At 46.4% G+C, this 15,093-nt stretch carries 14 protein-coding genes; all 14 read left to right on the plus strand.

Translation table 11 applies throughout. The annotated features are described in order from the left end of the window. The coding region (locus R8O70_RS13805) for a flagellin (RefSeq protein WP_206946719.1) at nucleotides 1-528 on the plus strand (528 nt) is incomplete at its 5' end. Between the two features lie 288 nt (nucleotides 529-816). Beyond that, nucleotides 817-1,947, plus strand: a complete 1,131-nt coding sequence (locus tag R8O70_RS13810) for a flagellin (protein WP_005380449.1) — start codon at nucleotides 817-819, stop codon at nucleotides 1,945-1,947. Nucleotides 1,948-2,039: 92 nt separating this feature from the next. Next, nucleotides 2,040-2,474 carry a flagellar protein FlaG gene (gene flaG / locus R8O70_RS13815; protein WP_005380451.1) on the plus strand — a complete coding sequence of 145 codons (435 nt, stop codon included), beginning with the start codon at nucleotides 2,040-2,042 and terminating at the stop codon, nucleotides 2,472-2,474. A 21-nt stretch (nucleotides 2,475-2,495) separates the two neighbouring features. Beyond that, a complete protein-coding gene (gene fliD / locus R8O70_RS13820; RefSeq protein WP_213967828.1) occupies nucleotides 2,496-4,490 on the plus strand; it encodes a flagellar filament capping protein FliD in 1,995 nt (664 codons plus the stop codon). A gap of 3 nt (nucleotides 4,491-4,493) precedes the next feature. Next, complete coding sequence (locus R8O70_RS13825) at nucleotides 4,494-4,799, plus strand: flagellar protein FliT (RefSeq protein ID WP_005380456.1); 306 nt, start codon at nucleotides 4,494-4,496, stop codon at nucleotides 4,797-4,799. A 12-nt stretch (nucleotides 4,800-4,811) separates the two neighbouring features. Then, a complete protein-coding gene (gene fliS, locus R8O70_RS13830; RefSeq protein ID WP_005380457.1) occupies nucleotides 4,812-5,222 on the plus strand; it encodes a flagellar export chaperone FliS in 411 nt (136 codons plus the stop codon). A 287-nt stretch (nucleotides 5,223-5,509) separates the two neighbouring features. Beyond that, nucleotides 5,510-6,976, plus strand: a complete 1,467-nt coding sequence (locus R8O70_RS13835; RefSeq protein ID WP_005380458.1) for a sigma-54 dependent transcriptional regulator — start codon at nucleotides 5,510-5,512, stop codon at nucleotides 6,974-6,976. A 199-nt stretch (nucleotides 6,977-7,175) separates the two neighbouring features. Continuing rightward, a complete protein-coding gene (locus tag R8O70_RS13840; RefSeq protein WP_005380459.1) occupies nucleotides 7,176-8,207 on the plus strand; it encodes a sensor histidine kinase in 1,032 nt (343 codons plus the stop codon). A gap of 36 nt (nucleotides 8,208-8,243) precedes the next feature. Further along, nucleotides 8,244-9,653 (plus strand): sigma-54-dependent transcriptional regulator, encoded by a 1,410-nt coding sequence (locus R8O70_RS13845; RefSeq protein ID WP_005394318.1) that lies wholly within the window; start codon nucleotides 8,244-8,246, stop codon nucleotides 9,651-9,653. Nucleotides 9,654-9,775: 122 nt separating this feature from the next. Continuing rightward, the gene (gene fliE / locus R8O70_RS13850) at nucleotides 9,776-10,087 is read left to right on the plus strand and encodes a flagellar hook-basal body complex protein FliE (RefSeq protein ID WP_005384482.1); all 312 of its coding nucleotides are present in this window, start codon (nucleotides 9,776-9,778) and stop codon (nucleotides 10,085-10,087) included. Between the two features lie 14 nt (nucleotides 10,088-10,101). Continuing rightward, complete coding sequence (gene fliF, locus R8O70_RS13855) at nucleotides 10,102-11,844, plus strand: flagellar basal-body MS-ring/collar protein FliF (RefSeq protein ID WP_005380462.1); 1,743 nt, start codon at nucleotides 10,102-10,104, stop codon at nucleotides 11,842-11,844. Next, entirely contained in the window at nucleotides 11,837-12,892 is a 1,056-nt protein-coding gene (gene fliG, locus R8O70_RS13860) for a flagellar motor switch protein FliG (protein ID WP_005380470.1), read from the plus strand. The genes fliF and fliG overlap by 8 nt, the downstream gene beginning before the upstream one ends. Nucleotides 12,893-12,963: 71 nt before the next feature. Further along, the gene (gene fliH, locus R8O70_RS13865; RefSeq protein WP_005394317.1) at nucleotides 12,964-13,764 is read left to right on the plus strand and encodes a flagellar assembly protein FliH; all 801 of its coding nucleotides are present in this window, start codon (nucleotides 12,964-12,966) and stop codon (nucleotides 13,762-13,764) included. A gap of 3 nt (nucleotides 13,765-13,767) precedes the next feature. Beyond that, nucleotides 13,768-15,087 carry a flagellar protein export ATPase FliI gene (fliI, locus tag R8O70_RS13870; RefSeq protein ID WP_005384474.1) on the plus strand — a complete coding sequence of 440 codons (1,320 nt, stop codon included), beginning with the start codon at nucleotides 13,768-13,770 and terminating at the stop codon, nucleotides 15,085-15,087. Nucleotides 15,088-15,093 lie beyond the last annotated feature (6 nt).

Genomic DNA, 15,093 nt, shown 5'->3' on the forward strand with positions numbered 1-15,093 from the left:
TACGGCCAAGAGCAAGAAATCAACATCAGCGCAAAAGCGGGTGACGATATCGAAGAGCTTGCGACTTACATTAACGGCCAAACTGACCTAGTGAAAGCCTCTGTAGACCAAGACGGTAAACTGCAAATCTTCGCTGGCAACAACAAAGTTGAGGGCGAGGTCGAGTTTTCAGGCGGTCTATCTGGTGAACTAGGTTTGGGCGAAGGTAAAAAAGTAACGGTAGATACTATCGACGTAACCTCAGTTGGTGGCGCACAAGAATCTGTTGCTATCATCGATGCAGCACTGAAATACGTAGACAGCCACCGCGCAGAGCTAGGTGCATTCCAGAACCGTTTCAACCACGCAATCAGCAACTTGGACAACATTAACGAGAACGTGAATGCGTCGAAGAGCCGTATCAAAGATACTGACTTCGCGAAAGAAACGACGGCAATGACCAAGTCACAAATTCTATCGCAAGCGTCAAGCTCAATCCTTGCGCAAGCGAAACAAGCGCCAAACTCAGCGCTAAGTCTGCTAGGTTAATTTCAAACCTAAGACGAGAACCTCATTGGCTCGTGGTGAGAGATGAGCGAGTAAACCCAGCTTCGGCTGGGTTTTTTTCTGTCTTTTGGGGCCCCAGGATTTCTGCGAATCACGACATTAGAGCTTCATCACATTTCAGTAAGCCAAAGAAAATAATCGCAAAAAATTGAAAATTTCTTCTAAAGGATATTCATCGGTCGCCGTTAAAGGGACTGAGAGAAATGAGATGTACCTAAGTGAGGTGAGAGACACGACGGTACATTCACTAAAGCCTTAAGGAGATCAATTATGGCGATTAACGTTAATACTAACGTTTCTGCGATGACTGCACAGCGTTACCTAAACCAGGCAGCTGACGGTCAACAAAAATCAATGGAGCGTTTGTCTTCGGGTTATAAAATCAATAGCGCGAAAGACGATGCTGCAGGTCTACAGATTTCAAACCGTTTGAATGCACAAAGCCGTGGCCTAGACATGGCAGTGAAAAACGCAAACGACGGTATTTCTATTGCACAGGTTGCTGAAGGTGCAATGAATGAATCTACCAACATCCTACAACGTATGCGTGATCTTTCGCTTCAATCGGCGAACGGCTCTAACTCAAAAGCAGAGCGTGTAGCGATCCAAGAAGAAGTAACAGCGCTAAACGACGAGCTAAACCGTATTGCTGAAACTACCTCTTTCGGTGGTAACAAGCTTCTAAACGGTACTTACGGTACTCAATCTTTCCAAATCGGTGCGGACTCAGGTGAAGCAGTGATGCTTTCTATGGGTAACCTACGCTCAGACACTTCAGCAATGGGTGGTAAGAGCTACGCAGCAGAAGAGGGTAAAGACGCATCTTGGACTGTTGGTGAGAAAACAGAGTTCAAAATGAGCTACACCAACAAGCAGGGTGAAGAGAAAGAGCTATCAATCAGCGCTAAGCAAGGCGATGATATTGAACAGCTAGCGACATACATCAACGGTCAAAACGATGATGTAAAAGCCTCTGTTGGCGAAGATGGCAAACTACAAGTATTTGCTTCTTCTCAAAAAGTTGAAGGTGATGTTGAGTTTTCTGGCAACCTAGCAGACGAGATCGGCTTTGGTGGTCCGAAAGACGTAACAGTGAAAGACATCGACGTAACCACAGTAGCTGGCTCTCAAGAAGCAGTAGCGGTTATCGACGGCGCTCTTAAGTCCGTAGACAGCCAACGAGCTTCACTCGGTGCTTTCCAAAACCGCTTCAACCACGCAATCAGCAACCTAGACAACATTAACGAGAACGTTAACGCGTCTAAAAGCCGTATTAAAGATACTGATTACGCGAAGGAAACCACTGCGATGACTAAGTCGCAAATTCTTCAGCAAGCAAGTACTTCAATCCTGGCTCAAGCGAAGCAGTCTCCATCTGCAGCGCTAAGCTTGTTGGGCTAAGTGGTAAACCCAGCCTGAGGTCAACACCTTAGTGCTGGGGCACCAAAGCGATAGGTTCTATCGTTAGCCCATAAGGTGGAAGGGAGATTGTAATGGATATATCCTCCTACGCATCGAACATCCAGCCTTACGGCACGCCAAATGGCACAAAGTTTGCAAATAAAAATGGCAATGATATAGGCACGTCTAGCCCAGCAAATTCAAATGGTGAGATTTCGCCGCAAAAAGCGAAAAACACCGAATACGACTTCTCTGTTCAAGCTGCGCTCGAGATGGCTGAAAGCCGTCAAGAACTGAACAAAGAAGAACGTGAAAAATTGGTCGCGCAAATGAATGAATTTGTCACGTCCATAAACAAAGGAGTCGCATTTCGAGTGGATGAAGAATCCGGACGAGATGTGGTGACGATTTATGAAGCCAATACCGGTGACGTGATTCGTCAAATTCCTGATGAAGAAATGCTAGTGGTATTGCGTCGCCTAGCTGAGCACACAGCCAACAGCGGGTTGTTGACTGAAAAAGTGTAAGTCGTTTTTAGAGGTGATTTGATGAGTTTAGGCCCTTTGGGGATGTCTGGCGGCATGGATATTAATTCCATGGTCAGCAAAATTGTGGATGCCGAACGCGTACCAAAGCAGCAACGCATCGACAACGAACGCACGACAATTAATGCCAGTATCAGTGCTTACGGGCGACTCAGAGAATCATTGGATACGATGAAAAATCTCATGGCGAACTTTCGTCAGGAGAAAGCATTTGCCGTTCGCACCGTCGAAACGACCAATGACAATATCGTATCTGCCACGGCAACCACAGATGCTATCGCTGGCAAATATGCTATCGATGTGTTGCAGCTTGCTCAGAGCCATAAAGTCGCTTCTGACGTATTGCCAGAAGACGCAAAATTTGGCCCTGGTAAGCTGCAGATTTCGCTTGGTGATGAGCGTTTTAACATCGATGTTCGTTCCCGATCTAAGCTCATCGATGTCGTACGTGGCATCAATGGCGCTAAAGATAACCCTGGCGTTCGTGCATCTCTTATTAACGACGCCGAAGGTCCACGCCTTATCCTTGCTTCTAACCTCTCTGGTAAGGATCATCAAATCAGAGTCAGTGTGGAGGCAGAAAAAGGCAACCCTCTTAAATATTTCGAATACCAAACACTTGAAGACCGCGTCAACGCGCTTGAAGAAGCTCGTTCAGCGGCGGAAGATGTCTTAGGTCCTCTTAAATTTCCGGAACAACCAGCAGAAGAGCTGGATGCAAACGGCAATCCTCTACCTCCAGAAGAGCAAAAAGCGGCAGACGATGTACAAGATGATGCATCGCAAGCGCCAATCTCTGCGGCGGGTGCAGAAGCAGCCAAAGCTGGTCAAGAAGCCATTGATGAAGCCAACCGACGCGCGAGTTTACGCCCTGAAGACAGAATTCCAGGGTGGACAGAAACTGCGTCAGGTACTTTGTTGGACTCTTATGAAGAACCAGAGCTCGAACTCGACGAAAAGGCAATAGAGAAGGCACCAGATGTACCAGGCTGGAATAATGCCGCATCGGGCACCCTAACTGATTCTTACGTTACGACGAAAGAGGCTAAGCAGCTTCTTGAGCAAGAAAAAGCGGAAATCGAGCAAAAAATTGCGAGTGAAAAGCAAGCGTTAGACGAAAAAGTGGCACGTGGTGAACTTTCCGAAGCGCAAGCTAAGCAAATTCATCGCGCTAAACTTGATCCTCAAGAACGTGAGCGTCTGGAAAAAATTGATGAAGCAGAAGCGAAAATCGCAAAGGCACAATCTGCTTTTGAAGAATACCTTGGAATGACAGAAGTACAAGCAGGGCAAGATTCAGAAGTTCTGCTTGATGGCGTGGCAAAGCTATCTAGCCACAACAATGTGATTGAAGATGCGATCGAAGGTGTTGATTTAACACTAAAAGGCAAATCAGAACCGAATAAACCGCCTGCTGAAATTGGTGTCGAGTACGACCGTCAAAGTGTACGCAACGATATCGAAAACTTTGTGGCAGCGTATAACTCGTTTTATCAAACCTCCCAAGCGTTGGCGAGTGTGGATCCGGTAACTGGTCAAAAAGGGCCGTTGTCAGGTGACAGCACCGTACGCAGTGCAGATTCACGATTAAAATCGGTCTTTTCTACTCGAATCGATAAGGCGCCTGAAAACCTAAAGTCCTTAACAGAATTTGGCATTACGACGACACGTCAAGGCACCCTAGAAATCAACTATGACATGCTAGATCGCCAGTTGAACAATAACTTCAACGAGTTAGAAAAGTTCTTCGGTGGCAACACAGGTTTTGCTAAACGAGTAGAAGATGCGATTCACGGTATCACAGGTATTACAGGCAGTATTCGTACTCGAGAAAAAAGTCTCACAGAACAAAACTACCGTTTGAGTGACGATCAAGCGGCATTAGATCGCCGCATGGAAAGCCTAGAGAAGCGTACTCATGCGAAGTTTACCGCTATGCAAGATGCGACCGGTAAAATGCAGGGCCAGTTAGGCGCTTTGATGAGTGCGTTGGGTTAATAAATGCAAAAAGAACTCATGGAAATTAGTGATATAGATCAACTAATTACGCAAGAATTAGAAAAAATTGATTTTAATGCTGAAGAAATTCTTCGCTTGGTCGATATCAGGGAACGGTTATTGCAAAACCTGTTACCAATTATTCATCAAAATCCTTTGGTTAAGCAGGATGCAGAGTGGCAAGCATTGCTAACTCGTACCAAAAGAATTGTCGAGCTGATGCAATCGGAAACGTCAAAGGTCGGAAAAGAGCTCCATAAGTTTCGTTATGGCCAGCGTTCACTTCAGCAGTACAAAAAATTTATTTAAAAGAGGATTACTATGCGCGGTTCTTTGCAAGCATACAAAAAGGTATCAGTCGACAGCCAGCTTAGCGCGGCTTCTCCGCACAAAGTCATTCAAATGCTTATGGCTGGTGCGATTGAGCGCCTTATTCAAGGTAAAGCAGCCATGCAAGCAGGCAATATTCCAGCAAAAGGTGAGCGCTTAGGTAAAGCGTTAGACATCATTATCGCGCTACGCAGCTGTCTATCTATGGATGACGGTGGTGATATTGCTTCAAACTTAGATTCACTGTATGAGTTTATGATCACGCAAATTTCTGCTGCTAACCATCAAAATGAGCCTCAGCTGATCGACGACGTTATCGACATTATCCGTGAGATCAAGTCCGCTTGGGACCAAATCCCAACAGAGTTTCATAATCTTACCGCTGCTGAAGTTGGTATTTAATAGTCAAAACAATGCGTTAAGATACTAGACGAATATATTTGTCAATTGCGCAACGAGTTGTGTAGCAAAGTTTCTATCAAGCTCACACCTCTCCATTGCTTGGTTGCCTTATTTTTATATTCAAATAAAATAGAAGCCATTAGTAGCCCTAATGGCTTTTTTGTTGCTGATTTTCCTATTTTGTCTATCGTAAATTGAGTGTGGTGGTTCTGCCTTCTTTAGCACCCAATTGCGCAAATCAAGGTTTGGCCGCAACGCACCTAAAATAAAGGCAATCATTCTTACTTATGCATGGTTTGGCAAAGCTGCTTGTAATTGATGATGACGCATCAAGTCGTTTAAATTTAAGCAATATATTGGAATTTGTTGGAGAAAATTGCGAAGCGGTCAGTTCTGATCAGCTCAGCGATGTTGATTGGTCTAGCGTATGGTCGTGCTGTATTGTTGGTAATATTCCAGCAGGTCAAGCGGCGAGTACGGTTATCTCTCATTTAAACAGCGCTTACCACATCCCTCTTCTAGTCATGGGCCGTTTTCCTTTGCCTGTTGATGATCTTCCAAATTTTGTTGGTGAACTAGAGCTGCCGCTTAATTACCCACAGCTTAGTGAAGCGTTACGCCACTGCAAAGATTTTCTGGGGCGAAAAGGAGTGAATGTTGTTGCTAGTGCACGCAAAAACACGCTTTTTCGCAGCTTAGTTGGTCAAAGTAGAGGTATTCAAGAAGTTCGACACCTGATTGAGCAAGTATCAAACACGGAAGCAAACGTGTTGATCTTAGGTGAGTCCGGTACGGGTAAAGAAGTTGTTGCGCGTAACATCCACTATCACTCTTCATACCGCGATGGCGCATTTGTACCTATTAACTGTGGTGCAATACCGCCTGAGCTCCTAGAAAGCGAATTATTTGGTCACGAAAAAGGCGCGTTTACTGGTGCGTTAACTGCCCGTAAAGGTCGATTTGAGCTCGCAGACGGTGGCACTATCTTTCTTGATGAGATTGGCGATATGCCAATGTCGATGCAAGTAAAGTTGCTTCGTGTATTGCAAGAACGCTGCTTTGAACGTGTAGGTGGCAATAGTACCATCAAGGTAAATGTTCGAGTTGTGGCGGCGACACACCGTAATCTAGAAAATATGATTGAAGAAGGCACGTTCCGAGAAGACTTGTTCTATCGTCTGAACGTGTTTCCGATTGAGATGCCAGCGCTGAAAGAGCGCAAACAAGATATACCATTGCTGCTGCAAGAACTGATGACACGTTTAGAGGCGGAAGGCGGACAACCTATCTGTTTTACCCCTCGTGCGATCAATTCATTGATGGAGCACAACTGGCCGGGTAACGTGCGTGAGTTAGCGAACCTTGTTGAGCGAATGATCATTCTGTACCCAAATAGCTTAGTCGATGTAAACCACTTACCAACCAAATATCGCTACAGTGATATCCCGGAGTTCCAACCAGAAAGTAATCCGTTTATTTCGGTTGAAGAACAAGAGCGTGATGTGTTCCAAGACATCTTCTCTGAAGATTTTAGCTTTGAAGATCAAGACGACCTTGATCACAGCATGAACGCCCCGCAAGCGCTGCCACCGGAAGGGGTTAATTTGAAAGAGCTGCTGGCTGATTTAGAAGTTAATATGATCAGCCAAGCATTAGAAGCGCAGGGTGGCGTTGTAGCAAGAGCGGCCGACATGCTGGGTATGCGACGTACTACGCTGGTGGAAAAAATGCGTAAGTACAACTTACAGCGCTAGGTAAAGTGAAGTTTTAAGACGATATCTGAATTATCACTTGTGCTAGTTAACATCGTTTTTCTGGCATCCAAAACCGTTATCTCTGAGTGTCAACTTATTGTCGATAGCTTAACATCCTGATAAATATAAAGAATAGCTTGGTACGCTAATTGCTTGCCAAGCTATTTTAGTTTTAGCGGCGATATTTCGACAGGCAGTAATGGATAACAACACCAATCAATCCCATTTAGATTCCGTAGAGAATCAGGTTGAGCGCTACAAACAGGTGCTCGATGTGATGCCTGCTGGAGTGATTTTGCTCGATACGTACGGAGTAGTCCGTGAAGCAAATCCAGAAGCGCACCGAATTCTTGAGATTCCACTGGTTAACGAAAAATGGTTCAACGTTATCCAGGCGGTGTTTGACCCACGTGAAGATGATGGCCATGAAGTTTCATTACGTAATGGCCGTAAAGTTCGACTCGCCATCTCGGCGTCCACAACAGGTCAATTGATCCTGATTACCGATTTAACCGAAACCCGTTTACTTCAAGCTCGTGTCAGTGATTTACAGCGCTTATCGTCGTTAGGACGTATGGTTGCATCGCTTGCTCATCAAGTAAGAACGCCGCTGTCGAGCGCTATGTTATATGCATCCAATTTGGGAGCGCCAAATCTTCCTCCAGCGACAAAAGATCGCTTCCAAACCAAATTAATGGATCGACTGCACGATTTGGAAAAGCAGGTTAATGATATGCTGCTTTTTGCTAAAGGTGGTGATAATAAAGTCATTAAGCCATTTACGATTGCCCAGTTGGTAGCGGAATATCAGCCGATGGTCGAAACCGCGCTAAAAAACAACAGTATTGATTACTGCCTAGAAGTGGAAGAAGAACAAACTGAACTACTAGGCAATGCGAACGCCATTGCATCCGCATTGAGTAATCTGGTCATGAATGCGATTCAAATGTCTGGTAAAGAATCGCAAGTCGATATTTTTTTCCGCCCGGTAAATGGTGAGTTACGCATTTCTGTGCAAGACAGCGGACCGGGAGTGCCCGAAGAACTGCAAGCCAAAATTATGGAGCCATTTTTTACCACACGTTCTCAAGGAACTGGATTAGGGTTGGCAGTTGTTCAAATGGTTTGCCGTGCCCATGACGGTCGATTGGAACTTATTTCAGAGCAGGGTGATGGAGCCTGCTTCACCATGTGCATTCCGCTAGAGCGAGTGCAAACAGAAGCGCAATAAGCGGCTTTTGGTAATAACAATTTCTGGAGAATCATAATGGCGCAAAGCAAAGTGCTGATCGTAGAAGACGATGAAGGTCTTCGTGAAGCCCTAGTCGATACTCTGGCTCTGGCAGGGTATGAGTGGTTGGAAGCGGACTGTGCTGAAGATGCACTGTTAAAGCTGAAATCGAATACGGTTGATATCGTCGTTTCTGATGTGCAAATGGCGGGTATGGGTGGCTTAGCTCTGCTCAAAAGCATCAAGCAGAATTGGCCTAACTTACCAGTATTGCTAATGACGGCGTACGCCAACATTGAAGATGCCGTGTCTGCAATGAAAGATGGCGCGATTGACTACATGGCGAAACCATTTGCACCAGAAGTGTTGCTAAATATGGTCAGTCGTTATGCACCGATAAAAAGTGATGACAACGGTGATGCTATCGTTGCTGATGAGAAAAGTCTGCGCTTACTCGCGTTGGCCGATAAAGTGGCGCGTACAGATGCGAATGTTATGGTGCTAGGTCCGAGTGGCTCAGGTAAAGAAGTGATGTCGCGTTATATTCACAACGCGTCAAATCGTAAAAATGGTCCTTTTGTCGCAATTAACTGTGCCGCGATTCCTGACAATATGCTCGAAGCAACACTGTTTGGCTATGAAAAGGGCGCATTTACTGGTGCTGTTCAGGCATGCCCAGGAAAGTTCGAACAAGCACAAGGTGGCACAATCTTGCTTGATGAAATCAGCGAAATGGACTTGAACCTGCAAGCGAAGTTATTGCGTGTTTTGCAAGAGCGAGAAGTAGAGCGCCTAGGCAGTCGCAAAAGCATCAAGTTAGATGTTCGTGTGTTAGCGACTAGTAACCGTGATCTTAAGCAATACGTGTCAGAAGGAAACTTCAGAGAGGACTTATATTACCGCCTGAATGTATTCCCAATTGCGTGGCCTGCACTTAAAGAACGTAAAGGCGATATTGCACCGCTTGCCAAGCATCTTGCTGAGCGTCATTGCAGTAAAATGGGCATGCCAGTGCCTCAATTCTCGACCGTTGCGTTAGAAAAACTATTGCAATACCCTTGGCCGGGTAATGTTCGTGAATTGGATAACGTGGTTCAACGAGCGCTGATATTAAGTGAAAATGGCGACATCGATGCTGAGCACATTTTGCTTGAGGGCGTAGATTGGCAAGATGCCAATAGCTTACAACACGTGGTGCAAAATGCAGATATGGTCGTGCCCAATGTTAAGCCAGTTGCTCAAGCTGAGAGTGTCAGCCGCCCAGTAACTGGTGGAGAAGGCTTAGGCAGCGAGCTGCGCGATCAAGAATACGCCATTATTTTAGAGACTTTGGTTGAGTGTAATGGTCGACGCAAAGAAATGGCGGAGAAACTGGGTATAAGCCCTCGAACCTTGCGCTATAAGCTTGCCAAAATGCGTGATGCTGGTATAGATATCCCGAATTAACACAGACAACGGCCATAAGACGAAAAGTGTAAGTAAATTGATTGCTAATGTCTTATGGCACGTTAATTGCTGTGTCAATAATCAGTTTTGTTAATAGTCAATCTTTTGGCTTAGAGGTGCTAATGAAAATTGATGGTATTCAGGCAGAAATGCGCGCCATGATGGTAGAAGCAACCAATACGGCTCCTACTGCAAGTGGGGCGAAAGTTGGAGCGGATTTTAACGATCTCCTAACTAAAGCCATCAATAACGTGAACACACTTCAAAAAGCATCTGGTGATTTACAAACCCGTTTTGATCGTGGTGATGCCGATGTATCCCTTTCTGACGTTATGATCGCTCGTAACAAGTCTAGTGTCGCTTTTGATGCGACGGTTCAAATTCGCAATAAACTCGTTGAGGCATATAAAGATCTCATGAACATGCCAGTGTAATTTAGGTAATAAGTGTGGCAGACAAGTCTACAGATTTAACCGTCACTGAAGGCGGCTCAGATGGTGCACTGGTAGCAAGTTCCGATGTGGATGTGGAGAGTCAAAATCCAGATCTAGAGGAGCGCAGTGCGTCAAAATTCGATATGGCAGTGGGCGACCTCGATTTACTTCGTCAGGTTGTGCTTGTGCTGTCGATCTCCATCTGTGTTGCATTGATCGTGATGCTGTTCTTTTGGGTCAAAGAACCGGAGATGCGCCCACTTGGTGCGTATGAGACCGAAGAATTGATCCCCGTTCTGGATTATCTGGACCAGCAGAAAATCAATTATAAGCTTGATGGCAATACTGTTTCTGTTGAATCGAGTGAGTACAACTCGATCAAACTTGGCATGGTTCGTTCCGGCGTTAACCAAGCTACAGAAGCAGGCGATGATATTTTGCTGCAAGACATGGGTTTTGGTGTTTCACAACGTCTCGAGCAAGAGCGTCTCAAACTCAGTCGAGAGCGCCAATTAGCTCAAGCAATTGAAGAAATGAAGCAAGTTCGCAAAGCACGAGTGTTATTGGCACTGCCAAAGCACAGCGTGTTTGTGCGTCATAACCAGGAAGCGTCTGCGTCGGTATTTTTGACATTGTCGACAGGCACGAACCTTAAGCAGCAAGAAGTGGATTCTATTGTCGACATGGTAGCGAGTGCCGTGCCGGGAATGAAAACTTCTCGAATTACCGTCACAGATCAGCATGGCCGCTTACTCAGCTCAGGCTCCCAAGATCCCGCTTCTGCGGCGCGACGCAAAGAACAAGAATTAGAACGCAGCCAAGAGCAAGCGCTGCGCGAAAAAATTGATTCCGTACTATTACCCATTTTAGGTTATGGCAACTATACGGCGCAGGTTGATATCCAAATGGATTTCAGTGCGGTTGAACAAACTCGCAAACGCTTTGATCCGAACACCCCTGCGACCCGCAGTGAGTACGCACTCGAAGATTACAATAACGGTAACATGGTAGCGGGTATTCCGGGTGCGTTGAGTAATCAGCCTCCAGCGGATGCCTCAATTCCGCAAGATGTGGCTCAAATGAAAGATGGTTCTGTCATGGGGCAGGGTTCAGTTCGTAAAGAGTCCACGCGTAACTTCGAGCTAGATACCACCATCAGCCACGAGCGAAAGCAGACCGGAACGGTGGCTCGTCAGACCGTTTCTGTTGCGATTAAAGACCGTCGTCAAGTTAACCCTGATACGGGTGAAGTGACTTATACCCCAATGTCCGAATCTGAAATCAATGCCATTCGCCAAGTATTAATTGGTACCGTCGGCTTTGATCAAGGTCGTGGCGATTTACTGAATGTATTGAGTGTAAAGTTTGCTGAGCCAGAGGCTGAGCAGCTAGAAGAACCACCAATTTGGGAGCACCCTAACTTCAGTGATTGGGTTCGTTGGTTCGCAAGTGCATTAGTGATTATTGTGGTTGTGTTGGTTCTGGTTCGCCCAGCAATGAAGAAATTGCTTAACCCTACCAGCGATGATGAAGACGAAATGTACGGACCAGACGGCTTGCCGATTGGTGCGGATGGTGAAACTAGCTTGATTGGCAGTGACATCGAAAGCAGCGAACTGTTCGAGTTTGGCTCAAGTATTGATTTGCCAAACCTTCATAAAGATGAAGATGTATTGAAAGCGGTTCGCGCTCTGGTTGCGAATGAACCTGAACTGGCTGCTCAAGTAGTGAAAAACTGGATGAATGACAATGGCTAACGATATCGTACCTCAAGATGACAACGCCGCGGGAATGCCAGTAGAGCTGGATGTTTCAACCATTACTGGCGAAGAAAAAGCGGCAATTTTGCTACTGAGCCTTAATGAACAAGATGCAGCTGGCATTATCCGTCACCTAGAACCAAAACAGGTTCAGCGTGTTGGTAGTGCGATGGCTCGCGCGAAGGATCTCAGCCAAGACAAGGTATCTGCTGTTCATCGTGCGTTTTTGGAGGATATCCAGAAATACACCAACATTGGTATGGGCAGCGAAGACTTTATGCGTAATGCATTGGTTGCCGCTCTTGGTGAAGACAAAGCCAACAACTTAGTTGACCAGATCCTACTTGGTACGGGCTCAAAAGGTTTGGATTCTTTGAAATGGATGGACCCACGCCAAGTGGCGAGCATTATTGTCAATGAACACCCACAGATTCAAACTATCGTATTGTCTTATTTAGAAGCAGACCAATCTGCAGAGATTTTGTCTCAGTTCCCTGAGCGCGTGCGTTTGGATCTGATGATGCGTATTGCCAACCTTGAAGAAGTTCAGCCATCAGCATTGGCAGAGCTGAACGAAATCATGGAGAAACAGTTCGCGGGTCAAGCGGGTGCACAAGCAGCCAAAATTGGCGGCCTGAAAGCAGCAGCGGAGATCATGAACTACCTAGACAACAACGTCGAAGGTTTGTTAATGGAACAAATTCGCGATCAGGACGAAGACATGGCGACGCAAATCCAAGACCTAATGTTTGTCTTCGAAAACTTAGTCGAGGTGGACGACCAAGGTATTCAGAAGTTGCTGCGTGACGTACCACAAGACGTGTTGCAAAAAGCACTCAAAGGTGCAGATGACTCGTTACGTGAGAAAGTCTTCAAGAACATGTCTAAACGTGCTGCTGATATGATGCGTGATGACATAGAAGCGATGCCGCCAGTACGAGTGGCAGATGTAGAAGCCGCTCAGAAAGAAATCTTAGCAATTGCCCGTCGAATGGCGGATGCTGGTGAGCTCATGTTGTCTGGCGGTGCTGACGAATTCTTATAATTTCTATTGCTTCGCAATTATCCTATTGCGGAGCACCCTCACTTCTTAATCGAACACACAATAGGTAACCCATGGCTGGCGATAGAAAACGTGGATTTATCCGTCCTGATGAAGATGATTCGATGATCGAACCTCAACGTTGGGGGCTGCCTGATTATGGCGAGCCTAAAGCCAAACAAGCAAAACAAACCGCGTTCAACTATGACCCGGGATGGGTGCCGAATTTTGATGAGCCTGAAGAAGAGCAGCCACTTGCGCTAACCGAAGAACAAATTGAACTGATTAAGCAAGGTGCTTATCAAGAAGGCTTACATCAAGGTCAGGAAGCTGGCTTTAAGCAAGGTTACGACAAAGGTAAAGAAGAAGGGTTGCAAGCCGGCCATGCTGAAGGTCTTGAGCTCGGAAAAGCTGAAGGGGTGACTGCAGGGCAAGAATACATTCAGCAGCAAGTTGAAACCTTTATGAACTTGGCCAATCAGTTTGCTCAACCTTTGGAGTTGATGAATGCTCAGGTTGAAAAGCAGCTGGTGGATATGGTGCTCTGCTTAGTCAAAGAAGTGGTGCACGTTGAAGTACAAACCAACCCTCAAATTATTTTAGATACGGTGAAGCAGTCGGTCGAAGCGCTACCAATATCAGGCCACCCTATTACCTTGCACCTGAATCCAGAAGATGTCGCGATTATTCGTTCAGCTTATGGTGAAGAAGACCTTAATTGTCGCAACTGGACGTTAGTTGCTGAACCATCGCTCAATCGAGGTGACGTCCAGATTGAAGCCGGTGAATCAAGCATTAATTATCGCATGGAAGAACGCGTCAAAAGCGTATTGCACAGCTTTTGTGGCGCAAACCGTCATCAAGAGGGTGAGTAATCCATGCAAGCACTCGCTGACCGCTTAAAAAGCTACAAAGTTGAAGGCCTTACGACGCGCCCTGTCGCCTCTGGCAAACTGGTGCGTGTGGTTGGGTTAACGTTGGAAGCGACCGGCTGTCGCGCACCAATTGGCAGTTTATGCTTAGTGGAAACCATGTCAGGTCAGATGGAAGCCGAGGTTGTCGGCTTTTCAGGTGACAACCTATTTTTAATGCCAAGCGAACAAATTACGGGCATTTTACCTGGCGCGAGAGTCACCCCTTTAACCAGTGACGCTGGTTTACCCGTCGGCATGGAATTACTTGGGCGCGTGATAGACGGGGTTGGGAATCCACTTGATGGACTTGGCCCTTTGTATACCGATCACCGTGCCTCTTTTAATGCCGAACCAATCAACCCGTTGGCTCGAAAGCCAATTTCTGAACCGCTCGATGTTGGCCTAAAAGCCATCAATGGTTTGTTGACGGTTGGTAAAGGTCAGCGTATCGGTCTGTTTGCAGGTTCTGGTGTGGGTAAATCGGTCACGCTTGGCATGATGACGCGAGGCACCACCGCACAGGTTGTGGTCGTCGGCCTGATAGGTGAGCGTGGACGTGAAGTTAAAGAGTTCATCGAAGAGATCTTGGGTGAGGACGGTCGTCGCCGCTCAGTGGTGGTCGCGGCGCCTGCCGATGCTTCACCTCTAATGCGCTTAAAGGGGTGCCAAACGGCATTAACGATTGCTGAATACTTCCGGGACCAAGGGTTAGATGTTCTGCTATTGATGGACTCGTTGACTCGTTTTGCACAAGCACAGCGTGAAATCGCACTTTCTGTTGGTGAGCCGCCAGCGACGAAAGGCTACCCGCCTTCTGTATTTGCCAAGCTGCCAGCGCTGGTTGAGCGAGCGGGTAATGGAAGTGCCGAACAAGGCTCGATTACGGCGTTCTTTACCGTGTTGACCGAAGGGGATGATTTGCAAGATCCGATAGCGGACGCATCGCGAGCCATTCTTGATGGCCATATTGTACTTTCTCGTGAAATGGCGGATGCAGGCCATTATCCGGCGATTGATGTCGAGAAGTCGGTGAGCCGTGTTATGCCGCAAATCACGACTGAAGAGCACGTTTTGATGTCAAAAGCGGTGCGACAGGTCTTGTCTATTTGTCGCAAGAATCAAGATTTGGTCTCGATTGGAGCGTACAAACCGGGTACCGATCCTGCTATTGATGGCGCATTTACTTTGAAACCGAAGTTAGACGAATACTTGCAGCAGAGCATGAAAGAATCGGTGCCATACGATATGTGCGTCAATATGCTTAGAAACATTTTGGGTGGGTGATAGCGC

Origin of the sequence: Vibrio sp. 779(2023), from assembly GCF_033344285.1 — a bacterium.
Lineage (GTDB): Bacteria > Pseudomonadota > Gammaproteobacteria > Enterobacterales > Vibrionaceae > Vibrio > Vibrio alginolyticus.